Annotated in this window: 20 protein-coding genes and 3 pseudogenes; 16 read left to right on the top strand and 7 right to left on the bottom strand. The window is 36.2% G+C overall.

Annotated elements, in window-relative coordinates; genetic code table 11:
- The first annotated feature begins 2 nt into the window (after positions 1-2).
- A complete protein-coding gene (locus tag NST60_RS06295; RefSeq protein ID WP_341098411.1) occupies positions 3-1,400 on the top strand; it encodes a M24 family metallopeptidase in 1,398 nt (465 codons plus the stop codon).
- 344 nt (positions 1,401-1,744) lie between these two features.
- Positions 1,745-2,029 carry a hypothetical protein gene (locus NST60_RS06290; protein WP_169187986.1) on the top strand — a complete coding sequence of 95 codons (285 nt, stop codon included), beginning with the start codon at positions 1,745-1,747 and terminating at the stop codon, positions 2,027-2,029.
- Between the two features lie 608 nt (positions 2,030-2,637).
- On the opposite strand, the gene NST60_RS06285 is transcribed toward NST60_RS06290, so the two are convergent.
- On the bottom strand, positions 2,638-3,111 hold the full coding sequence (locus NST60_RS06285; protein ID WP_341098409.1) for a hypothetical protein: 474 nt from the start codon (positions 3,109-3,111) through the stop codon (positions 2,638-2,640).
- Between the two features lie 119 nt (positions 3,112-3,230).
- Here NST60_RS06285 and NST60_RS06280 point away from each other — a divergent pair, with 119 nt between their 5' ends.
- Positions 3,231-3,836 carry a CGNR zinc finger domain-containing protein gene (locus NST60_RS06280; RefSeq protein ID WP_016204120.1) on the top strand — a complete coding sequence of 202 codons (606 nt, stop codon included), beginning with the start codon at positions 3,231-3,233 and terminating at the stop codon, positions 3,834-3,836.
- 340 nt (positions 3,837-4,176) lie between these two features.
- Here NST60_RS06280 and NST60_RS06275 read toward each other — a convergent pair whose 3' ends face one another.
- A complete protein-coding gene (locus tag NST60_RS06275) occupies positions 4,177-4,491 on the bottom strand; it encodes a hypothetical protein (protein ID WP_101730479.1) in 315 nt (104 codons plus the stop codon).
- 248 nt (positions 4,492-4,739) lie between these two features.
- Between NST60_RS06275 and NST60_RS06270 the strand changes: the two are divergent.
- From NST60_RS06270 to NST60_RS06250, 5 genes and pseudogenes are all read left to right on the top strand, one after another.
- Positions 4,740-5,115: pseudogene (locus NST60_RS06270) on the top strand (hypothetical protein); the annotation flags it as partial.
- A gap of 165 nt (positions 5,116-5,280) precedes the next feature.
- Entirely contained in the window at positions 5,281-6,318 is a 1,038-nt protein-coding gene (locus NST60_RS06265) for an ABC transporter permease (protein ID WP_341098408.1), read from the top strand.
- A 1-nt stretch (position 6,319) separates the two neighbouring features.
- Complete coding sequence (locus NST60_RS06260) at positions 6,320-7,006, top strand: ABC transporter ATP-binding protein (protein ID WP_341098407.1); 687 nt, start codon at positions 6,320-6,322, stop codon at positions 7,004-7,006.
- Between the two features lie 131 nt (positions 7,007-7,137).
- Positions 7,138-7,818, top strand: a complete 681-nt coding sequence (locus NST60_RS06255) for a response regulator transcription factor (RefSeq protein WP_212121376.1) — start codon at positions 7,138-7,140, stop codon at positions 7,816-7,818.
- Positions 7,815-9,194 (top strand): sensor histidine kinase, encoded by a 1,380-nt coding sequence (locus NST60_RS06250; RefSeq protein ID WP_101730476.1) that lies wholly within the window; start codon positions 7,815-7,817, stop codon positions 9,192-9,194. The genes NST60_RS06255 and NST60_RS06250 overlap by 4 nt, the downstream gene beginning before the upstream one ends.
- A gap of 706 nt (positions 9,195-9,900) precedes the next feature.
- Here the strand turns inward: NST60_RS06250 and NST60_RS06245 are convergent.
- The gene (locus NST60_RS06245) at positions 9,901-11,256 is read right to left on the bottom strand and encodes a transposase (RefSeq protein WP_016205203.1); all 1,356 of its coding nucleotides are present in this window, start codon (positions 11,254-11,256) and stop codon (positions 9,901-9,903) included.
- A 590-nt stretch (positions 11,257-11,846) separates the two neighbouring features.
- Here NST60_RS06245 and NST60_RS06240 point away from each other — a divergent pair.
- The gene (locus NST60_RS06240; protein ID WP_169187991.1) at positions 11,847-12,563 is read left to right on the top strand and encodes a dihydropteridine reductase; all 717 of its coding nucleotides are present in this window, start codon (positions 11,847-11,849) and stop codon (positions 12,561-12,563) included.
- A gap of 602 nt (positions 12,564-13,165) precedes the next feature.
- Here the strand turns inward: NST60_RS06240 and NST60_RS06235 are convergent.
- From NST60_RS06235 to NST60_RS06225, 3 genes are all read right to left on the bottom strand, one after another.
- Positions 13,166-13,765, bottom strand: a complete 600-nt coding sequence (locus NST60_RS06235) for a response regulator transcription factor (RefSeq protein WP_341098405.1) — start codon at positions 13,763-13,765, stop codon at positions 13,166-13,168.
- Complete coding sequence (locus NST60_RS06230) at positions 13,762-14,895, bottom strand: sensor histidine kinase (protein ID WP_169187992.1); 1,134 nt, start codon at positions 14,893-14,895, stop codon at positions 13,762-13,764. The genes NST60_RS06235 and NST60_RS06230 overlap by 4 nt, the downstream gene beginning before the upstream one ends.
- A gap of 127 nt (positions 14,896-15,022) precedes the next feature.
- Complete coding sequence (locus NST60_RS06225) at positions 15,023-16,054, bottom strand: fatty acid desaturase (RefSeq protein WP_169189616.1); 1,032 nt, start codon at positions 16,052-16,054, stop codon at positions 15,023-15,025.
- Between the two features lie 265 nt (positions 16,055-16,319).
- On the opposite strand from NST60_RS06225, the gene NST60_RS06220 reads away from it, so the two are divergent.
- The 6 genes from NST60_RS06220 to NST60_RS06195 all read left to right on the top strand — a co-directional run bounded on the left by NST60_RS06220 (position 16,320) and on the right by NST60_RS06195 (position 20,454).
- Positions 16,320-16,895: a Crp/Fnr family transcriptional regulator gene (locus tag NST60_RS06220; protein ID WP_169187993.1), complete on the top strand. Its 576-nt coding sequence runs from the start codon at positions 16,320-16,322 to the stop codon at positions 16,893-16,895.
- 60 nt (positions 16,896-16,955) lie between these two features.
- Positions 16,956-17,714: an NAD(P)-dependent alcohol dehydrogenase gene (locus tag NST60_RS06215; RefSeq protein WP_341098400.1), complete on the top strand. Its 759-nt coding sequence runs from the start codon at positions 16,956-16,958 to the stop codon at positions 17,712-17,714.
- Positions 17,715-17,953: 239 nt separating this feature from the next.
- The gene (locus tag NST60_RS06210; protein ID WP_100525939.1) at positions 17,954-19,183 is read left to right on the top strand and encodes an IS110 family transposase; all 1,230 of its coding nucleotides are present in this window, start codon (positions 17,954-17,956) and stop codon (positions 19,181-19,183) included.
- 99 nt (positions 19,184-19,282) lie between these two features.
- A complete protein-coding gene (locus NST60_RS06205; protein ID WP_341099800.1) occupies positions 19,283-19,573 on the top strand; it encodes a zinc-binding dehydrogenase in 291 nt (96 codons plus the stop codon).
- A gap of 198 nt (positions 19,574-19,771) precedes the next feature.
- Complete coding sequence (locus tag NST60_RS06200; protein WP_016204131.1) at positions 19,772-20,116, top strand: PadR family transcriptional regulator; 345 nt, start codon at positions 19,772-19,774, stop codon at positions 20,114-20,116.
- Positions 20,113-20,454, top strand: a complete 342-nt coding sequence (locus NST60_RS06195; RefSeq protein ID WP_341098399.1) for a DUF1048 domain-containing protein — start codon at positions 20,113-20,115, stop codon at positions 20,452-20,454. The genes NST60_RS06200 and NST60_RS06195 overlap by 4 nt, the downstream gene beginning before the upstream one ends.
- Before the next feature lie 436 nt (positions 20,455-20,890).
- Here NST60_RS06195 and NST60_RS06190 read toward each other — a convergent pair.
- Positions 20,891-22,467 (bottom strand): annotated as a pseudogene (locus tag NST60_RS06190) (FAD-dependent oxidoreductase).
- Between the two features lie 98 nt (positions 22,468-22,565).
- Between NST60_RS06190 and NST60_RS06185 the strand changes: the two are divergent.
- A pseudogene (locus NST60_RS06185) lies at positions 22,566-22,661 on the top strand (dihydropteridine reductase); the annotation flags it as partial.
- Between the last annotated feature and the right edge of the window lies 1 nt (position 22,662).

Genomic DNA, 22,662 nt, shown 5'->3' with positions numbered 1-22,662 from the left:
CCATGAATTACGATGAAAAAATAATACTTAAAAAGGTTCAATTACCATATACATTTAACGATGTTGAACCAGTATACCTAACTGAAGCAACGATGGAACAAAGAGCGAAAAAAGTACTGGACCTAATGAAAGAAGATAATTTCGATTCTCTAGTTATTTATGCTGATAAAGAACATGGAAGTAATTTTGAATACTTAACTGGTTTTATTCCTAGATTTGAAGAAGGGCTGTTCGTACTAAAGAAAACAGGACAAGCATCTTTTATTCTCGGCAATGAAAACTTAAAAATGTCAAAATATGCACGCCTTCAAGGAGAACTTTATCACTATCCACTATTTTCATTACCAAATCAACCTATGGAAAATGAGAAAAGTCTGGATTCCATCTTATGTGATATAGATTTTTCAAATAATAAAAAAATTGGGCTTATTGGCTGGAAAATGTTTACCTCTACTCAATATGATAATTCAGCAATATTTGATATCCCTCATTTTATTGTTGAGGCTGTTCGTAACATATGTACTATCGAAGCAGAAATTGTAAATGCAGCTTATTTATTTATTGGTGGCGGTAAGGGTGCACGAACGATTAATAATGCGAACGAGATTGCTCACTATGAGTACGGAGCCAACCTGTCTTCAACTAGTATGCTTAAAGCTATGAACGCTGTTGAAATCGGTGTGAAAGAAAGCTATCTTGGTAATTTGCTAAATGCTGAAGGTCAGACAAATAATGTAGTTACAATTGCTGCAACTGGTGTAAGATTTGAAAAGGCAAATTTATATCCCACTAGTAAGCAACTAAAATTAGGAGATACTCTTTCTCTTACTACCGGTTACAAAGGAGGATTATCCAGTCGAGCTGGATTCGTGGTTGAAAGTGCGGAACAACTGCCTGATAATCAACGTGATTATCTTGAGAAGGTAGCAATTCCTTACTTTAAGACGGTGGTTTTTTGGCTAGAGAATATTCGCATTGGAATGTACGGTGGCGAGTTTTACAAAATGATTGAGGAAGTATATCCAAAAGAAAAGTATCATTGGCATTTGAATCCTGGGCATCTTGTTGCTGATGAAGAATGGATGTCCTCGCCAATTTATCCAAGTTCAAAAGAGACTCTAAAAAGCGGGATGGTGTTTCAAATAGATATAATCCCATCTATAACTGGTTATGGGGGAGTAAGTGCAGAAGAGTGTATAGCGTTGGCAGATGAGGAGCTTAGAAACCAGATTAATAATGAATATCCACATTTATGGGGACGAATCGAAAAGCGAAGATATTATATACAGCATGAGTTAGGAATTAATCTACCGGAACACGTTATCCCACTTTCCAATTTGGTGGCTTATCTTCGACCGTTCTTTTTAAATAAATCAGCTACATTAACATGTGTTAAATAGTAAACAATGATGAACAATATATTAATAGTAGATAATTTAAGGAATGATAAAATTATGTTACTTTAAAAAAGTAAAAGAAAAAGTGCCTTTTCTTCGCGAGCGAGGGATATGTCTTGGGAGATAAAGAAGACTGAATGAGCTTCTAAATGTTTCTTTTATCAATTATTAGTAAATACATATTAAACTATCGGGTGTTTTCTTAAATGAGGAAGCACTTTTCTTATGTTGCTATAGGTTAGGATTCCTGTAATAATAGAAAAATTTTGCTTATGGAAGAAAAAAGGCAAGTTAGAATCAGTGTTATTTATTATACGAAATAAATAAAAATATATGGAGGTATAGTTATGTGGATAATATTTGGGGTTATTGCAATAGTAACAACTTTTATTAATCTTTATATGTATAAAGCAGGAAAGGATTATAAGCTTGCTATGGCGGTGGGATTATCATTTACAGCTTTAACTCTTTGTGCAGAATACAGTCTTGTATCGTCGTGGGTAGAAGTGGAAGATTGGGCAGCTTTAATGGATGTAGTACCTGGTATGGAAAGAGCATTATGGTTTTTGACAATTGTTTCTATCTTCCTAAATATAGCTCCTATACTTTTAGAACTAAAAGATAAGAAATAGAAATTAGGCAATGCAATTAAGAAAAAAATAAAGAGAATAAGACATAACTAAATAGATACGCTGTAAAGACGAACAATTTCTAATCTAGCTAGTAAATAGCGGCAGCTTTCGTATACTTTTTACAAGAGGAAACATAATTATTGGGGAAAACAGAGCAGCCGGAATACACGAAGACGCCACGGGGATTAGCGAGACAGCCTGAAACCCTGCAGGCGAAGCCGAAGCGGCTCAGCGCGAGCCCCACGGAAAGCGAAGTGTATGCCGGCTGTGGGGAATCGCACTAAACTTCATGGAAACATCCTTTAAAAAAACAAATAAAAAAACCAAACATACGGAACTTTCATTAGCATCTTCATATCATTGTTCGGATTTACCCTTGGCTGGAATACTTATGTCCCAGTCTCTGTCTCTTTGGAAAACAAGGTAGACACGTGCAAAACGCACGAATTTGTAAAACAATGCAATTAAATTAACGAGTGTGATCGTTGCATAGGATTCGGAGTTAAATAACAAAAAAATTCTCCAATATTAATACAGTATTCTTTGTAAGAAAAATAACTCAAATCTGAAAGCTCCAAGGAGTGATTCCTTGGAGCTTTATTAGTAACTTATGTTTGGTTTGGGACTTTGATCGATTTGATCATTTGTCGTATTGATCCGAGATGGTAGGCAGAGTGAGCGAGCGCCCCCAACAAACCATTCGATGTCTGTTCATCTAAAGAGTCAAGTGAATCAATCTTTTTTAACAGTGTTGTGTATTCTTGTTGAAGTTCGTCAGTAAATTGAGCCCATATGATTTTATCAACGTTTGTGATTTTCCATGATGCTCCCCAGTCCTTATTGGGTTCTTCCCCATTTAAGTAGGAATTCGCAACCCATAAATAATAGCGGGTATGATCTGTTTGTGCGGCGATTGTTGTACCATTGATAGCTATTGAAGCATCTTCTGCCGATATCTTTTCAAGTGTTCCGAATAAACCACTACCAGGTTTCGCTTCTGTGTACCAGCTTGCGTTTTCTTTAGGCCCATCATATGTTTCTTTCAACAATGTTCTAACAGCTACCAACATCGGATTGTCCATCTTAGTACCTCCTGAATTAGTATTTAACCATCAAAACTACTTTTGATGGTTAAATTATAACTGAGTTGATTATAACCGTCAATATGCATTATGATGGTTATAGTAAAGGAGCTTTGATTATGTCGGAAATGAACACTTATATGATGGTCGGAGAACGTTTGTGTATGGATTTTATCAATACTGTTAGTTGGCGAGAAAGTACGGAGAAAAGGCGGGATTGGTTTACTAGTTACGCCAAATTGGTCGACTGGTGCATCCATGCTGAAGTCTTGACCGAACAACAAGCTAAAGCCCTTCTTTTAAAGGCGCAGGAGAAACAGTCTGAAGCTGGAGAAGTTCTAAAACAGTCTATCGAAATGCGGGAGGTCATGTATCGAATCTTCAAGTCCATTTCAAAGGGGACATCGCCACATCCGCTAGACCTAAAGAGTTTCAATGATTTTGTAAGCCACTTCTATCAAACTTTGCTTGTAATCCAAGAAAAGGATCATTACACGTTGAAGTTCATGTATAACGAGGAAAACTTGGACACTATGCTCCCTCCAATTTTACAATCTGCTGTTGATTTACTCGTTTCTAAAAACGACCTGGAACGAGTCAAACAATGTGAGGGAGACTCTTGTGGATGGTTATTCTTTGATACGAGTCGGAACCGGAGCCGACGTTGGTGTTCAATGGCCGATTGCGGTAACCGAGCTAAAGCACGGCGGTTTTACCAAAAATAAAAGTGATTAGATACTGTTTTTGTGGATTGTATACCTACTAAATTATATCGTACCACTACCGTAAAGAAGGATAATATTTAATTTTTGAAAAAAGCTGTTGATTATTCAAAATCAGCAGCTTTTGTTTTTAAAAGGGATATTCAACAATATTTTATAAAATTTTCTAACTGTATTATCATCAAGATAACCAGAGTTTGTATCACTTTATCGCCAACTTTATTTGGACTGTCGATACCAAAATCAAAGGATCGTTTGGTTGAATAAAGGGAGCAGGTACCCATATTGTTGGGTACCTGCTTTTTCATGGAGTGTTTTTAAATTCTTTAACGAGTTGTCTCCATCAATATCCTGGATAATAAGGAGTTGTATATGGATACGGATACGGGGATGGATAAGGATACGAATATGGGTAAGGAGCAGGTACTGGGTACGGAGCTGGTGTTGCCGCTGCGCCAAGAGCTAATCCTGTAAGAGTACCTAATGCAAATCCTCCTCCTGGATAATATCCACCTTGATGATGCCAGTTTCCACCGTGTCCCCAATTTGGATTTCCGCCGCCATGTTGGTGCCAATTAGCGTTACCACCATGGCCTCCTGATGCATGACCGCCACCGCCATGATGTGATCTCATACCTGTTTGATTAAAATTCATCATTGTTTTTTTGGAGCCCCTTTCCTTTAAAATCTCTATATCATATGCCTATACTTTCCAAATGGATATAACATAGTTGATAAAAAAAACGCATTTAGGGAGTAGGATGTTTTCCAAGTAGTATTTCAAAGTCGGTGGCACCGTAAAAAGACAGTTGTTTATTTATGGTGCCTAGTACCATTTTTTCAAGAAATGATTAAGCTTCTTCATAACGATAAAAACGAGAAATTGCCTACTGTAAAAAATGTTGTAAAGAGGCAACAGATGAAATTTATATGTCGTCTACCGTGAAGGTACTTAAATCGGAGAAAGATGCATGGAACTATGCTGGTGAAGAAGGAATTTCAGAACACAGTATTATGTCCGGGGAGGTTGATTATCTAGAACCTCACGGAAAGGGAAAATCCTTTTTACAACATAGGAAGTATCAAGCCAGGGCAAACGATGACTATTAACTTAGGTTATTTTGTAGATGAAGATAAAATGGATTCCATTTTTCTAGATGCTTTTCACTACACTGGCTCAGGTGAAACAGAAGAAGAACTTGAGATAGTTCAGTTTTTTTATTTTAATTTGATTTTAGAATATCACATATTTTTCCGCATTCGACTTTTGAATATCCGTTAAATATTATAAAACCTAGTTATATGTTGTAGCACATGCTCTTTTTCACTTTTAGTTTGAATATAACAGAAAATAGAAGTCCTCCTTCCAATTGTAACATTCCGTTCATCTTTCATTCACAGAACGAATTTAAAATAAAGTTGTTAATAAGAGATGGGAGGAAAGAAAATGAACATTGCATGGAAAGAATTAAAGAAAAATAAATCAAGGTTTTACATTTTAGGATCAATTGTACTCTTAATTAGCCTTTTAACATTTATTATATCAGGATTAGCAAATGGGTTATCTCAAGATAATGCATCATTAATAAAGCATTTACCAAATGGTGAATTTTATATGACGAAAGATGCAAATCAAACATACAACCTTTCAAAAATCAATCATACTACTCAGGAAAAACTGTTAAATACAGAAAAAGATGCACTAGCTCTATCCATTCAAATGGGATTTCTAAACGATGTGGATGGAAAACAGCGAAGTGTTTCATTTGTTACAGCTACTGATTCGAAGTTTTTTCCAGATGTTAGTGCAGGAGAGATTATTTTAGACAGTTCTATGAAAGAAAAAGGGATACAAGTTGGAGATAAATTAACGAATAATCAATATAGTGGGGAGTTTATTGTAAAAGAATTTGTGGAGCAAAGTAAATATAGTCATGCCCCAGTTGCCTTTATAAATATCAAAGACTATGAAGAGATATATAAATTAGCCGAGATGCAATTAATATACATGCCAGAGAAGGTTATTTCACAAGATGAAACGAATGATTTACAATCATTCTCAAATAAAGAATTTCTCAATACTATTTCTAGTTATAAAGCAGAACAATTAACTTTGAATATGATTATTTGGTTTTTAGTGGTAATCAGTGGCATGCTCTTTGCTATCTTCTTCTATATGATGAATGTACAAAAAATAGGATTGTTTGGAATTCTGAAAGCTATAGGTGTTAAAACAAGTAGCCTATTTTATATGATGTGGACACAAATGAGCTTTATTACTGTTGTTGCGTTGGTAATATCTATTAGTATTAGCCATCTATTAAATGTTTTTGCACCAAAAGGAATGCCATATTATTTATCTATGGAAACCACAGTGATTTTGTCAATCATGTTTCTCTTTATAGGGTTTATTGGAGCTACACTCTCTGGTATTCAAATCAAAAAAGTAGAACCACTACAAGCAATACAAAGAGGAGAAGGGTAATATGTCCATACTAAAATTAGCTAATATAAAAAAGACCTTTATAAATGGGGAAGTAAAAGAACAAATTTTAAAAGGGATTAATCTTTCTCTTAGGGAAGGAGAAGTTACTGCGTTAAGAGGTGCTTCCGGTTCTGGAAAAAGTACCTTGTTAACGATTGCTGCTGGACTTCAACCTGCTACGAGTGGCCAAATCTTGTTTGAAGAGCAAAATATCGCTAATATGAGTTCAGAACAAGTTAGAAAAATAAGAGCAAGCAAGTTTGGATTTATCTTTCAATTTTCTCATCTTATTCCTTTTTTAACTGTAGAAGAGCAGCTAATGCTCATGTTGGAAGTGTCAAAATCAAAACTTACAAAACAACAGAGGAAAACGGAAGTAAACAGATTATTAAACTTAGTGGAAATGGAACATAGGAGAAATACCTATCCACCTTCCTTATCAGGTGGAGAAAAACAACGTATTGCTATTGCACGAGCAATCGTCCATAAGCCTAAGGTTCTCTTTGCAGATGAACCAACAGCAAGTTTAGACTCAAAAAGATCTAAAGATATTATGAAAATTATTCGGGAAATAACAAAAACATTAAACATTACTACTTTACTCGTTACACACGATGAAGATATGCTTCTATTTGCAGATCAAGTTATAGAAATGAGTGATGGGCAAATCTTACAAGAGGAAAGATGATAACTAATTAAATAATGATCTAGTAGACCTAAGTGTTTAACTTTAGGTTTACTTGTATTTTTTGTGATTTGTATAAATGGCTAGGAAAAGACAAAAGACTAAATAACCTAAGATTCAAGGAGATATATGGTATGCCTAATATTTTAATTGTTGATGATGACATAAATATTTTAAAACTTGTAGAAATTCACTTATCCCAGCAAGGATATGTCGTGCTATTAGCCAAAGATGGTATGGAAGCACTTAAAATCCTTCAAAAACACCAGTGTCAACTAGCGGTTGTGGATATAATGATGCCTTATCTGGATGGATATGAACTCACAAAAGAAATAAGGAAAAAATATGATATTCCTGTCATCATTTTAACTGCTAAAAATCAAATGGAAGATAAAGAGCAAGGTTTTCAAGCAGGAACGGATGATTATCTTGTTAAGCCTTTTGAACCAAGGGAATTAGCTTTTCGTATAAGAGCGTTGTTGAGAAGATATGATAAGCAACAAGATGATAGTATTATTCAGATTGGAAATACGATGATTAATAAGAAAAGTTATATGGTTCAAATAGGAGATCGGACTATTATCTTACCTTTAAAGGAATTTGAACTTTTATATTTTTTATTTACGAATCCAATGCAAGTTCTATCTAGGAATCATTTAATAGAACAGGTTTGGGGAGTAGAATATGAAGGGGATGAACGAACAGTAGATGTTCATATCAAAAGATTGAGGGAAAGATTCTCTAATTTAACAGATGATTTTCAGATTAAAACAGTTCGTGGAGTTGGATATTTATTGGAGGCAAGGCGTGGATGAGATCACTTTATGTCAAATTTGTTGTTATCACTATTGGTATAATGCTTTTCAGTAGTGTTATTGCCTTTATTTTATCTAATGTGTATTATCATCAGAAATTAAAGCCTGTTAACGATCAAAAAAACACCAAGATTGCCGAATCGATTGCTTCCTTTATAGACAATAATCCCAATATGGTACTTAACGATTACTTAGAGAATATCTCGGATGTCGGATATCAAGTCTACCTTGTTGATAGAAATGGCACAGAAACTTATTATGGGGCTTCCTTTAGAGATAAAACTCTTTCTGCTATATCAATAGAATCGGTGCTAAGCGGAGATATTTATCATGGGATGCTTAATTTTCCAAACAAAACGTTTGTAACTGGATTTTTTGCAAATGAGTTAAAAAATACTATTGGGGTTCCACTTAAATTTAAAGATAAAGATTATGCTTTATTTATAAGGCCAGATATAAAACTACTTTTTAATGAAATGCACTTTTTGTTTGCATGGATATTAATACTTTCCATTACTTTGAGTATTGTTTTGGTAGTATTCAGTACCAAGTATTTAATAAAGCCGATTGCAAAGCTAACTCACGCAACCAAATTATTAGCAAGTGGACAATTCCATGTGGATCTACCCGTGACTCGGAAAGATGAATTAGGACAATTAACTGCAAGCTTTTTGAGTATGGCGAAAAAGTTAGAACAAATGGAAGATGTAAGAAGAGAATTTATTTCAAATATATCACACGATATTCAATCACCATTGTCCAACATTAAAGGATATACAAATTTATTGGAAAGTAAGTCATTATCTGATAATGTCAGAAATAAGTATATCTCTATTATTAATGGTGAAATTAAACGATTATCTATTTTAACCAAACAATTATTGTTACTGGCATCATTGGATAGAGATGAAAATATACTGAAGAAAAAGAATTTCAATTTAGGAAGTCAACTAAGAGAATTAGTATCTCACTACCAATGGTTAATTAATGAAAAGGAAATAATGCTTAGTTACTCTATTCCGGATATAGAAATTTGTGGCGATCCCTCCTTGTTAAATAATGTATGGGACAATTTGTTGTCAAATGCTATTAAATATAATAAACAAAATGGTAGCATAGACATATCAGTTACAGAGAAAGATGAAGTAATTACTGTTACATTTGAAGATACTGGGATAGGAATGAGGCAAAAGGAATTAAAAAGAATTTTCGACCGATTTTACAGAGCAGATAAGGCTCGGATAAGAACAGTTGCAGGAACAGGTTTAGGCTTAGCTATTGTTGAGAATATAGTGAAACTACATGGCGGACACGTGACGGTCAAAAGTAAAGAAGGAGAAGGATCCATCTTTATTGTAAGAATACCGTTGCTATGATAGAAATTTAGTGTATTAATCCAATAGGATTAATATTCTATTTGGAAAATTTGTGAAGAATTAAACTTAACTAACCGGGGCTTACGTTTTTAATACGCATGAACGTCTAATTTCATGATATAAAAATTAGACGTTTTCTTTATTAATGGGGGGACTATACGACTAAAACTACTTTTTCAGTGTCTTTCAGCTTGGAGGGGGGAAGGCTAGAGAAGTAAGCAGGGAAAAAACACTTAATTCTTACAATAAATATTTTGATCAATTTACCAGAAATGTCGATTCACTTAGAAGTTTTGAAATTGGTGTTCTTAAAGATTTATTATTTATAGGTGTAATAGATCAAGCATTTAAATCTATAAAAAATCCAACTGTTGCAAACATCACAAAGTTTTAAAAAAAATTTAAAAAGTATACCGGGTGTTTCAGTAATTGTCTCGATGGTTCAATATTTAAATTTATCAACCAAAACGATGTATTCATATGAAGATATTCCTGGTTCGGAAAAACGTTGGAAATAATAACTATGAGGAAATGTGTACTATGAAAAATAAACAAAGTGTACTGTCGATTTCTTTAATAATTATCAGTATTATTGTCTTATTCTATTCGATAATAGAAATTTATCAAAAGAGTCAATTTCATAAGTCCAACTTTTAAAAAATCAAAAACTTGCAGAATTTAATTCCTTTTAATTTTTTTACTTTGATTAAGCAACTTGTTGTTGATTTAACATTTGATTAAGACGGTCTGCAGCTAATTTTGAAGCATTATAAACTAACGTAACGAGGTCAAAATGGACTTTAGCCTTTTTTCCTGTACGATAACGAACATTGTTTAATTGGAAATATCCCTTAAGATAAGCATTCACACGTTCTACCGCCGTGCGTCTTTTGAAGATTTTTTTCCATGTTTGAGATCCACGTGCTGGCGCTGTAAATTTTCTTAAATCTGTAGTGATTTTTACTTTATACACCTTTTGACATAGAGCATCATTGGCTAGTGGACAGTCTTTACATTCGTTTGGACGTGTGTATTTTAGTGTTTCATATTTTACTTCAAAGCTATCATAGCGATAGGAATGTTCACGGACACAAGTAGGAGCGAAATGCTTATCAAAACCAATTGGTTCTGGTTCATTGCGTTTATTATAAGCAATCACAGCTCGATGACCCATTCGATGTATTTGCGTATAAATGGCTTCAAAATCGTAACCAGCGTCCATTGTTTCATAGAGTAAAGAAGAAAGCGATATTCGTTCATGAATTCCTTTTAATAAAGGAATCGCAGCCTTTCCGTCATTCAAGTTGGCCGAAGAAAGAAGGGATTGAAGAATATATTGACTGGATGTTCCAACAGCCAAATGAGCTTTAAATCCATACCAAAAAACGTTTTTTCCTTCACTGTTTTTCTTCACACCCCACTGTGGATCTTGAGGAATTTCAGCTCGAAGGTCGGCTAAAGGAATGTCTAACTGATCTTCGATTTTTTTATCAAAAAGAGGCAGATTGGCTTCCAGTTCCGCCTTTTCAATGAGCCATTTTTCATATTCTTCTTTTGATTTACGCCCACGCTTTTTCGGTTCACTTTTCGGTTGTTCTTCCTTTGGTGGTGCTCCATCTTTTGCGAGAAAGTGTGTAGCGTCAATGGCTACTGTGTCATCGGAAATAAAACCTTCTGAAATCGCTTGATGAAGCAAGGTTCCTTGGACTTTTTCAAGTACATTCGATTCACTGAGGATTGTGACCATTCTGGAATAAGCTGCTTCTGACGGAATAGTATCTGACACTAAAAAGCCACAATCAAGGCGAAAAATCATGTCATTCTGTAATCTTTTCACTAAATCTTTAATAAATGAAATACGCTCTGTGATTCTAGCAACGAGTGAATAAATCATCGCTGCATAGTTCAACTTAACGGGTCTTCCAAAACGTGATTTCTTCGTTACCACAGCGAAGATTGGGTCTATATCAATAGAAGAAAAAATAGCTTCAAAACGTTGGGTAGGTTCTAAATTATATAATTCTTGTAGGTCAAATAGGCTTCCTTGTCGTATAATAGTCATAGGGAGTCTTCCTCCAGTCTTATAAGTTTGTGTGGTGCTTACTTATTTCGACATTTTGGGGAGGTACTCCTTTTTTCGTACATTTGATAGCTTGTGGCTCTAAGGATTTAATTTATGAAATTGATTCAAAAAATAACAATTAGTAATTTTCCAAGGGTTTCTACCATTATTTTATTTTTATATGCAACAATTACTCTATCGATACTATTATTCAAAAAGAAAAAAAATTAACTATTTAATGACAGTTTGTAGATAAAAGGGGATCAGAATGTTTTTATTTTGGTCTCCTTTTGTAATTCCGGATTTCTTATTTATTATTTAATTGTATCTTGATCTATTCTTTTCATTCTTCTTAGGCCATTTCTGAATTACCTAAATCCGTTTTTTCATTTCTTCAAGTTTATGGATGCAAAAACACGTTGAATCGTTCCTTTTCGCTTGGCGGAGTATAAATTAATCGTTGTTCAGCAATCGAGAATGAAAAATACTCCATAAATTATCTTAAATAATTAATCTTTTTAATTGAGAACTGTTATCATTTGCTGTATATTAGATAGTACGATACAAATAATGGAGTAAGGAGAATATACATGCAAATATACTGGACTAAAATAAATAAGATTATTGAGGAAACGCCAGAGGTTAAAACGTACCTACTCGACAGTCCGAAAGACTTTACATGGGAAGAAGGTTCCCACACCCATTTCGCACTGAAGGGTTTCAATGCCGGAGACAAACCAAACCGCAGTTTGATTCGCCATATGTCCATCTCTTCCTTACCGCACGAAAATGCAATCGGGATCACAACACGCATCAGAGAGCAGTGTTCTGAGTTTAAATCGATTTTAAGAAGCCTTGAAGTCGGCAATGAAGTTGCCATATTTAAAACTCATTCGAATTTACCGCTGAAAAGAGAAGACAAAAATGTTTACCTGCTGTCATCAGGTGTCGGTCTGGCAACTTATAGACCGATTGTATTGGATTATTTCGAACGTGCTGACAACGTCAATCAGATTCATTCTTTGAACATCGATTCGTCAAAAGCTTTCTTATTCACCGATATTTTTACATCTGCACCTGATAAGAAGTTCGAGGCACAGTTCGTCGATAACCGTAAAGATTATTATGAAGAAGTGAAAAATCTTGCTGCAGACAAGGATGGTCTTTTCTATATTGTTGGCAGTGACGACTTCCTTGTGCAAAACATTGAAGTATTGCGTGAACAGGGTATCAAGCCAGAACAGATTATGCTTGATAAGCGTGCACAAGAATTGCCTAATTTTTTTTCAATTGAATCGTCCCTTTAAGCGGAATTTATGAAAAATGGTGATTGTAAATAAAAAATGAGGCTGGGACAAAACTAGATAGCCAATCTGTAAAGACGAACAATCTCTAATTTATCTCTTAAATAAAGGTTCCTTTTATACAATGGTTATTTATGTTTTTAAATATAGTCAAGTGTAAAAACTAATTCGTTCCATTGCGCTACAGAAACTCGCTTTCCGCGGGGAGCAACCTAAGCCTCCTCGGCTAAAGCCTGTGGGGTCTTAGGTTTTGCTCTACTTCCCGCAGGAGTCGAGTGTCTTCCGCTCCATTCCACTCTGTTTTTAAAGGCAATTCCCTAAAAAATATTGTTTTTTTAGAAAAAATGAATTAGTAGGAAATATGGAGCAGCCTGAATACACGTAGACTCCTATGGGAGCTGCGAGAAAGTCCGAGACCCTGCAGGCCATAGGCCGAAGCGGCTCGGCGCTCGCCCCATGGAAAGCGAAGTGTATTCAGGCTGCGGATATTAACACTAACTGTACTGAAACAGCCTTTTATAAAACTAATAAAACCCGAACAATCATTTAGGATTATTTGATAGTTGTTCGGGTTTATCTATGACTGGAATACTTATGTCCCAGCCTCATTTAAACCATCCTTTTTCCTTAAATCTGGTGATGGCTTCTATTCGGTTTTTTACTTCTAGTTTATCTAGTATCATGCTGATATAGTTACGCACGGTTCCTGTTTTAATGGATAGCTCTTGGGCAATTTCTTTTGTGTTTTTGCCGCTCGCAACTAGCATAAGAACTTCTTTTTCCCGTTCTGTAAGGGGATTTTCTTCTTTATAGACATCATCAACCAATTCTGGTGCGTAAATTCTTCTACCTTCCATCACACTGCGGATGCTATTTGCCAAATCACCGCTTGGGCTATCCTTGAGCAAATAAGCCGATACGCCAGCTTTCAATGCACGCTGGAAATAGCCAGATCTGGCAAAGGTAGTTAAAATAATGACCTTGCACGGATGGCTCATCAGTTCTTCAGCTGCTTCTAAACCTGTTTTAGCAGGCATTTCTATGTCCATTATACAAATATCAGGATTTTTCTCTTTGACTAGCTGGATTGCTTCTTCACCATTGTTTGCTTTGCCGACAACCGTGATATCCTCTTCCAGATCAAGTAATGAACCCAATGCCCATAAAAGAAGGCGTTGGTCTTCAGCAATGACAATGCGGATCATAATAAGTCCTCCTTTTCTATTATTTTTCCATCCCGTGGAACGGCGATTTTTACTATTGTTCCCTCATTGGCGGTAATTTCTAAAGTGCCGTTGATAAAATCCAATCTTTCTCTCATGCCCGCCAATCCGCTTCCTTTGTGAGCATCTTCCTTCTTAAAAGGAGTGGTTCCATTATCTTTGATTTCCATGATTGTTTCTTTTTTATTTTGGTTGATGCTTATGGAGCAAGCAGTAGCATGGCTATGTCGAACCACATTTGTAACAGCTTCTTTTAAGCACATGCTAATAATGTTTTCTGCAATCGCTGAAACTCTTAGATTGGAAGCTATATCGTAAGTTAGGCTGATCTCAGCCGCTCCTAATATTTTTTTTACGAGTAGGAGCTCGTCTTTTAATTTTATGCCGCGCATTTCAGAGACCATTTTTCTGACTTCGTTTAGTGCTGTTCTAGAAGCATGCTGAATATCTTTCAGTTCCAGTCGGGCTTGCTCTGGATCCTTATAAACTAGCTTTCTTGCTAAATCACTTTTTAAACCAATAAGGGATAGTTTTTGTCCAAGAGTATCATGAAGATCTCTGGCAATTCGCTGTCTTTCTTCTAGTTTTACTAAATCGGAAATACGCTTATTCGCATCTTCTAGTTTTTCCTGTAGCTGATCCTTCTCTTTACGGTTCTGGATGGTCAAGGGTAATAAAATAACGCCAAACCAGATGATTAGCACAAAGGGAAGCTGCTTTATCAGCAAGGAATCACCTATGATGATTTTGAAGTAAATCGCGAATGTTGTAACCGCTAAGTGTATAAAGTAAAGGATAAAAAAGGGAATCCGTTTTTTTATATTGCCGATAAAATAGGAAAGAAAAAAAGAAAAATACACATAGCTGTATGCATAAATGGCGATAGTAGATATCCCAATTAATAAGGATGGCCATAAATAAATTGTCCAGCCTTTTGAAAGATACGCGATTCTGTAAAATAGAAAAAATAAAATGGTTAGGATGATGCCAGCTATCACATCAACTGCTGCCGAGGCGTGGAATATAAAATAAAAGGGCAAAATGGTAAGCAACGTCCAAATATAAGGAGAAATGCCAGTGCTTTTTTTTAAAATCTCTAATCTTTTTATCATTGTTTAGAACCTCGTTATTTATTGGCTGTTATTCATCCATTTTAACATAATCAAGCAGCAATTAATGGCATTAAACCTTATAATTGCTGCTCAGATTAGTTGCTTCCATCAAAAGAGACTTTTCGTTTTACTGCATTTCAGATCTTGCAGACATAGAAAGAGCTTTCTTTTGTTTTTTCCATTCATAAAAACTGATAAACTTTTTGTCTTTTTCATCCCATAAACGGAATTTTAAAGAACGAAGACTGCTTGCCAGTGTTATAGTTGGAACATTCTGAAGAGGCTCCGTCTGTTGATGGACATGCTCTAAGTTGTAATTAGGCACTCTCGGACTTAAATGATGCACATGATGGTAGCCAATATTGCCAGTCAGCCATTGCATCCATTTTGGAAGGCGATAGAAGGAGCTTCCTTCTACTGCAGCCTTTACGTAATCCCAATTTTTATCTTCCTCAAAGTAAGTGTCTTCAAAGGTATGCTGCACATAAAACAGCCATACCCCAACAGATCCAGAAATAAGAAAGATCGGCAGCTGGACGAGTAAGAAAGAAGACCAGCCAAGCGTTGTTCCAAGAAGAACTACTAATAGCACGATAGAAATATTCGTTACATACGTATTTAACCTTTCCTTCGATCTAGCTCCTTTACGGTTGAATCGATTAGCTAATAGGAATTCATAAATAGGTCCTAATATAAACATGATGAACGGATTGCGGTATAAACGATATTGGATTTTTACCATTAAAGAGGCATTTTCATACTCCTCTATCGTCATCATCCATAAATCGCCAACTCCGCGCTTATCCAGGTTGCTGCTTGTTGCATGGTGAATAGAATGGCTATGCTGCCATTTGCTATAGGGAAATAAGGTTAAGATTCCAGTAATTGTTCCTAAAATCTTATTGGCCTTACGGTTCTTGAAGAAAGAAAAGTGGCAACAATCATGAAAGATGATAAAAATTCTCACCAAAAATCCTGCCGCTGCTATTGAAAACACGAGGGTTAACATATATGAAATACTCAAGCTTTTATAGGCAATAAACCAGAGTAAAAGAAAGGGCACAATAGTGTTGGCAAGCTGCCAGACACTTGCCTTTACAGTGGATTTCTCAAAAGGCGCAACAGCGGTTTTCAATTGTTTTAAGTTTTTTATATTCATTTTTTGCTTCCCTTCTATTAATGGATATCTATAGTATAAAGATGTACCAAACATATTTGCAGACATACATGTCATGTTGGCTATATGATATTTGTCATATAGAGAAATTTGCCCTTGAAAAAGTCATGTAATCAAGGGGCAAAGCGTAAGCTGAAATGACAGTAATCAAGCATATTAAGTTTATATGTTTATCTTTTCCAAATTTGGAGAAGCCTATGTTTTTTTACTTTTTGTTTTGAAGTCATATCATAAAGGGAGGCTTGTTATGAAAGAAATCCTTATGAAATATATGGAGAAATATACAACGCTAAAGGAAGAAGAGCAGCAGGCGATTATAGAAGAGATAGTAATAAAGGAATTTAATAAGGGGACTTATTTAATTAAACAGGGAGATTTCCCGACTAAGCATTGTTTTTTTGTATTGAAAGGGTGTGTAAGGCAATACCATGTAGAGGTGGATGGAAAAGAAGTTACCACCAATTTTTTTACAGAAGAACAAGCAATTATGCTGGTTAATTTGGAAGAAGCGGGTCAAGCATCGAATTACTCCTTAAATTGTTTAGAAGACTGCGTATTGGTTGTTGCAGATGTTGAATCGGAACAAGAAGTGTACCAGCAATATAAGGGACTGGAATCTATGACCCGTCGTATGAGGGAAGCTTATCTAATTCATGCGCAACATGAATATGCAAAATTTATTCGTTCTTCCCCTGAAGAGCGCTATAAAGCAATCATTCAAACACGAGCAGATTTACTCCAACGTGTACCCCAACATCAATTGGCAAGCTACCTAGGTATAACCCCTGAGTCATTAAGCAGAATCAAAAAGCGAATGCAATAAACCTTCCCGATATATCTCTATTAACTTAAGTCAATGCAGTATCTGTATGATCCATCTACAATGATGAAAAAGGAATTCAAGGAGATAAAGAAGAAAGCTATTATTTCGGAAAAGTATGGAACGCCAGATACGCTTAAAGTAGGGGAGGTAGATAAGCCTATACCAAAAGATAAGGAAGTGCTTGTAAAAGTTTATGCATCATCCATTAATTTTGGCAATCTTGCTCTTTTAACAGGAAAACCGCTGCCAGTGCGGTTGGCATTTGGACTTAAGAAACCGAAATATCGTATTCCTGGTGGGGACATTGCAGGAGTAGTGGAGGCTATAGGGAAGGATGTTACTAAACTACAGATTGGGAATCGGGTATATGGTGACTTAGCTAGTAGCGGCTGGGGTGCCTTTGCAGAGTATGCTGCTGTGGATGAAAAAGTATTGGCTTTAATGCCTAGTAATCTATCGTTTACAGAAATAGCCGGCGTCCCAATGGCAGGAACCACTGCACTACAAGCGATTAGAGATATAGGGAAGGTAAGGGCTGGACAAAATGTACTAATTCATGGCGCCTCAGGTGGTGTAGGAACATTTGCTGTCCAAATCGCAAAGGCATTGGGGGCAGAAGTAACGGCGGTGGTCAGTACTAGAAACGTAGATATTGTAAAATCCCTTGGTGCTGACCATGTGATTGATTATAAAAAAGACTACTTTGCGAATGATAGCAAGACCTTTGATGTGATTTTCGGAGTGAACGGATCCCAATCTATTTTTACCTATAAGAAAAACTCTCATGGCGGCGTTACCCGCCGCCACCGTCTATCATGAAAACTTGCTCCTATCCCATGATAGAAAGTCTAAACCACTTAACACCTGACCATAATTAATAGTACAATACGACCAGTCCGAAGACTGTTTGGTGGATCAATACAAGTTGATACCCCGTTAGAAAAACTGGTTGTGACAGTTTAAAAGAACCGTCTAATGTGTTTATAAACACGAATACAAAAATTTTGTATGATGACTTCTGTCGCTTGTATTGTATTAAAAATCTTTGAGGTGATTATATGGAAGCTATGATTGAACGGTGTGCAGGCCTAGATGTACACCAAGAAACAGTAGTTGCTTGTGTTTTATTTGGTTCATTAGATAAAAAACCAAATAAAGAGATTCAAACCTTTCCAACAACCACAAGTGGCCTTTTGGCACTTAGCGACTGGCTATCCTCACACAAAATAACGGATGCTGTAATGGAAAGTACCGGTGTATATTGGAAGCCCGTTTGGAATGTTATAGAATGTGACTTCCAATTAATCCTCGCCAATGCCCAACATGTTAAAAATGTTCCCGGAAGGAAAACAGACGTAAAAGATGCGGAGTGGTTAGCTAAACTTTTGCGTTCTGGACTAATTGAAAAAAATTTTGTACCGCCCAAAGAAATTCGTGATTTGCGAGATTTAACCCGGTATCGTAAAAAACTCATCCATACACGAACTTCTGAGCGCAATCGAATCCACAAAATTCTACAGGATGCAAATATTAAACTAACTTCTGTTTTATCTGACATTTTTGGTGTCACTGGTTGTCGCATTATTGAAGCCCTAATAAACGGCGAAAAAATAGGTGTGTTTGAACTTCAACAAATGGTTGATTCAAGAGTTAAGGCGAGCACAACAGATATTGCAGAAGCCCTTAACGGTGGAATACGTAAACATCATATTGATATGTTACGTTTCCATTGGGACCATATCAATCACATCGATGAAACAATCGAAAAAGTAGTTGAACGCATAGACCAAGCGCTTATTCCTTATCAAGAGGAGTGCGAACTACTAGATACCATACCGGGTGTGGATAAAAATGCATCCGCAATCTTTATAGCTGAAATGGGTGTAGACATGTCAGTATTTAAAAGTTCTAAACATCTAGCCTCATGGGCTGGAGTGAGTCCAGGAAATTATGAGAGTGCCGGTAAAAAAAAAACAGGTAAAACTCAGTACGGAAACAAATCATTAAGAACCACCGCTGTTGAATGTTCCATGGCTACAGATAGACAGTATAATCGCATATCTGCACATAGAAAAAGAATTATGAAACGACAAGGAAAATCGAAAGCACGGATCGCTTCCGCTCATTTAATCCTAACAATTGCTTACAATATTTTAAAAACAAGGCAACCATATCAGGAACTAGGCCCTGATTATGTTGATCTCGAACAAAGTAAAGAACAAAAAATGATTCAATACTTAAAAAGGAAAGGGTATCGTATTGAACCCACTAATGAACAAATTGCTTAATGAATAACAAAAGCACTATATTTAATCATTCCTAGCCTTTTAAAAAAGTTCAAATTTAGAAGGTTCAGCTTAGTGTTGCCTTTTACCTAAAGAGTTTTCATACAAAAGCTAAAAGAAAATGGCGTATTCATTCATGTTGGTGGAGCTAATAGTCAATTCTATCAAACGATGCTATTAGGTCCCTTGTTATCCCTATTTGGAAAAAAGAAATTTATCCCCTTCCTGCAGAGACCAAATCAACAAGATTTAGTTTTTATAAATGGGCTAATAGAAGAAGGGAAAGTAAAGCCAGTAATGGATAGAAGCTATTCTCTAAAGGAGGTTCCAAAAGCATTTCAATATTTCGAAAAAGGGCATGCACAGGGAAAAGTGATTATTACAATAGAATAGGTCGAATAGTTTTCAGGGACAAGGGGTCTGTCCCTTTTGTCCTTGGGAGCGCTCAGTTTGGGACATAGGGCTATTGACAAGTGAAGCTATTCTGCGATACTATATACCGGTAGTAAGTAATACTTAATATGTGTGACACATACTACCTAAGAATATAGTACTTTGAAAATATGGTGAATTATAAATGGGGTTGAAAAGGTGGAAAATATTACAGAAATGCTAAAAGGAGTGCTTGAGGGGTGTGTGCTTGAGATCATCAGCCGTGGGGAAACTTACGGATATGAAATCACGCAACAGCTGCGAGAACTTGGCTTCACGGATGTAGTGGAAGGAACAGTTTATACGATTACCATGCGGTTGGAGAAAAACAATTTGGTGGATATCGAGAAAAAGCCATCTAATATGGGACCTCCAAGGAAATTTTATACTTTAAATGGAGCTGGCCAAGAGCAACTTAAAATGTTTTGGGCAAAATGGGAATTTGTCTCTAGCAAAATTACTGAACTTAAAACAAAAAAATCAAAAGGGGATAACATTATATGAGTATTTTTGATAAAATTATTGGCAGTTTGGAAGATGAGCGTGAATGGAAGGAGATGGAGGCACGTGCGAAGGCTCTTCCGGTTGAGTACCACCATGCATACAAAGCTATTCAAAAATATATGTGGACTGCTGGTGGTGCTCCGACCGACTGGAAGGACAGCAGTCGTATCTTTTCCGGTATACTGGAGCTCTTGGAGGAAGGAGCAGCGGAAGGCAAGCAAGTTACTGACCTAACAGGCGAGGATGTAGCAGCTTTTTGTGACGAGCTAGTGAAGGATGAGCAAACTTGGAAGGATAAGTATCGTAAGAAGTTGAACGATACCATTGGTCGTGGATAACGGTCACACTCTAGTGAACCTTAACCAAATATTTACGATGCAAATCTGAAAATTTAGTTTGAGTTGCTTTACACGAAAATATTGGGAATGAGAGCATTATGAACCAAATAATAGCTATATGGACTGAATAGTTGTTACCAAGGTAAATTACCGTCTTAACTATTCAGTTATATTTTTTTGCTGTATAGTCAGTAATACAGAATATCAGTATGGCTAAGTAGAGATGGAGTCAATATAGCTTCCGCAGGCACTTTAAATAAGGAGGAAATTTATATGAGTAATGTACCAATTTCTGTAAAAGGGGTTAAAGAAATCCTTTAAAGACAAAGAAGTATTAAAGGAGGGGATTTTGAGGTTCGGCGTGGATGTTGGTGTCAGGCACCGTAAAAAGACAGTTGTCTTTTGATGGTGCCTGACACCATTTTTCATAATTTAGTTAATAACCAGAGTCTTCTGAGGTAAGATTATCTATCAGTTTATAATCATATTTTTGTAATGGCTTCTCTGCAGGTCCTTCCAGCACTTCCCCTGCATACGAGAATCTAGAACCATGGCACGGGCAATCCCAAGATCGTTCACCATTATTCCATTTCACTTCACACCCCATATGAGTACAAGTTGTATCTACGATATGAAGCATACCCTCTTTATCTTTATAAGCCCCTTTTCTGTGCCCATCAATGTCAATAACAGCCCCCTCATCGTTGGCTAGATGATGGATACTCTTCTGAGGAATTTCTAATTTCCCTTTAATTAAATGACTAACAACGTTCGCATTTTCCGTTAAGAAGTTTTTCAGACTTGGATTCGGATGAAAACGGGAGGGAGAATATAATTCCTGGTATTTGTTCTTTTTTCCTAGTATGATATCACGGAATAAAAGCGCAGCTACGGTTCCATTTGTCATCCCCATTTCCGATATCCACTAGCGATTAATATATTTTTTTGACCAGGGGTAATTTCGCCAATGTAAGGAATCTTATCCAGTGTAACTAAATCTTGAGCTGACCAACGGTATGTAATATTTTCAATGCCGAATACTTGTTGACCGAAAGTCTCCAAGGCCTCGTAATGTTTGAGTGTTTCCCCTCCTTGTCCTGTTTTATGACTTTCTCCAGATATAAGAATCATTTCTTCGCCATTGATTGTTGCATAGCGGAGAGATCTTTTCGGTTCCTCGGCACTAATATACATTCCACCTGGATATTCTGTTTTTATTTTAGCAGCAATAATATAGGAACGGTCTGCATGCATTCTTGTAGAGTAAAGTCCTGCCCCTTCATAAAAAGGGAAATGAGAACAGGTAAGAACGTATTTTCCTGTAATTCGAGCTCCTCCACGGGTAAGCACGACGGGGTGTTCGCCAGTTTCTATATCTACAGCTGTTGTATTTTCAAAGATGTATCCACCTTTTTCGGTAATTATTTTTGTAAGATGAGCCAAGTATTTAAGTGGATGGAATTGTGCTTGATTTTTCATAACAAGTGCATTAAATATTTCTAAATCGAAAGGGAGTTTATTTACGAGTTCGCCTTCAATTAGAAGCTCCTTATAGGCATCTGCCTCTTTTTCTAGTTTAAGTGCATATTCTTCTGTTGTGCTATAAACATACGCATCTTGCTGAGTGAACTCACAATCAATTTGATGTTTATTGATTGTTTCTTGAACAAAGTTTAAAGCATCGGTGTTCGCCTCGTAGTATAATCTTGCCATAGTGTTCCCAGCATAGCGGATTAGTTCATCATAGATTAAATCATGCTGGGCAGTGATTTTAGCTGTGGTATGTCCTGTTGTCCCGTTCAGTAATTTGTCTGCTTCGATAATAGCAACTTTCAGCCCTTCATTCGCCAGCAGATAGGCAGAAGTAATGCCTGTAATGCCACTACCTACAATAACGACATCAACTTGCACGTCATGCTCAAGGCGGGGGTACTCTGGTAAATAAGTCGTGTTTATCCAATATGATTCTGCGTTAGGCGGTAATTTTCCATTGTAATTAGCGTTGGTGGTCACTATATAAATCCTCCATCTAATAGGTTAGGTTATATCTTTATTATTTCCATTTACTAGAAGGATGAAACTTGCAAATAATGGAGTAAGGAGAATATACAATGCAAATATACTGGACTAAAATAAATAAGATTATTGAGGAAACGCTAGAGGTTAAAACATATCTATTTGACCGCCAGAAAGACTTTATATGGGAGG

This window comes from Niallia sp. FSL W8-1348, from assembly GCF_038006745.1.
In the GTDB taxonomy this organism is placed as follows: domain Bacteria; phylum Bacillota; class Bacilli; order Bacillales; family Cytobacillaceae; genus Niallia; species Niallia alba.
This window is presented reverse-complemented; position numbering and strand designations above follow the sequence as displayed.

Coding starts and splice junctions, on each gene's coding strand:
- NST60_RS06275 (WP_101730479.1), bottom strand. CDS start 4,491: ATGATGAATTTTAATCAAACAGGTATGAGATCACATCATGGCGGTGGC.
- NST60_RS06225 (WP_169189616.1), bottom strand. CDS start 16,054: ATGAATATAAAAAACTTAAAACAATTGAAAACCGCTGTTGCGCCTTTT.
- NST60_RS06255 (WP_212121376.1), top strand. CDS start 7,138: ATGCCTAATATTTTAATTGTTGATGATGACATAAATATTTTAAAACTT.
- NST60_RS06260 (WP_341098407.1), top strand. CDS start 6,320: ATGTCCATACTAAAATTAGCTAATATAAAAAAGACCTTTATAAATGGG.
- NST60_RS06210 (WP_100525939.1), top strand. CDS start 17,954: ATGGAAGCTATGATTGAACGGTGTGCAGGCCTAGATGTACACCAAGAA.
- NST60_RS06240 (WP_169187991.1), top strand. CDS start 11,847: ATGCAAATATACTGGACTAAAATAAATAAGATTATTGAGGAAACGCCA.
- NST60_RS06195 (WP_341098399.1), top strand. CDS start 20,113: ATGAGTATTTTTGATAAAATTATTGGCAGTTTGGAAGATGAGCGTGAA.
- NST60_RS06280 (WP_016204120.1), top strand. CDS start 3,231: ATGTCGGAAATGAACACTTATATGATGGTCGGAGAACGTTTGTGTATG.
- NST60_RS06295 (WP_341098411.1), top strand. CDS start 3: ATGAATTACGATGAAAAAATAATACTTAAAAAGGTTCAATTACCATAT.
- NST60_RS06245 (WP_016205203.1), bottom strand. CDS start 11,256: ATGACTATTATACGACAAGGAAGCCTATTTGACCTACAAGAATTATAT.
- NST60_RS06290 (WP_169187986.1), top strand. CDS start 1,745: ATGTGGATAATATTTGGGGTTATTGCAATAGTAACAACTTTTATTAAT.
- NST60_RS06215 (WP_341098400.1), top strand. CDS start 16,956: ATGATGAAAAAGGAATTCAAGGAGATAAAGAAGAAAGCTATTATTTCG.
- NST60_RS06265 (WP_341098408.1), top strand. CDS start 5,281: ATGAACATTGCATGGAAAGAATTAAAGAAAAATAAATCAAGGTTTTAC.
- NST60_RS06220 (WP_169187993.1), top strand. CDS start 16,320: ATGAAAGAAATCCTTATGAAATATATGGAGAAATATACAACGCTAAAG.
- NST60_RS06230 (WP_169187992.1), bottom strand. CDS start 14,895: ATGATAAAAAGATTAGAGATTTTAAAAAAAAGCACTGGCATTTCTCCT.
- NST60_RS06285 (WP_341098409.1), bottom strand. CDS start 3,111: ATGGACAATCCGATGTTGGTAGCTGTTAGAACATTGTTGAAAGAAACA.
- NST60_RS06235 (WP_341098405.1), bottom strand. CDS start 13,765: ATGATCCGCATTGTCATTGCTGAAGACCAACGCCTTCTTTTATGGGCA.
- NST60_RS06250 (WP_101730476.1), top strand. CDS start 7,815: ATGAGATCACTTTATGTCAAATTTGTTGTTATCACTATTGGTATAATG.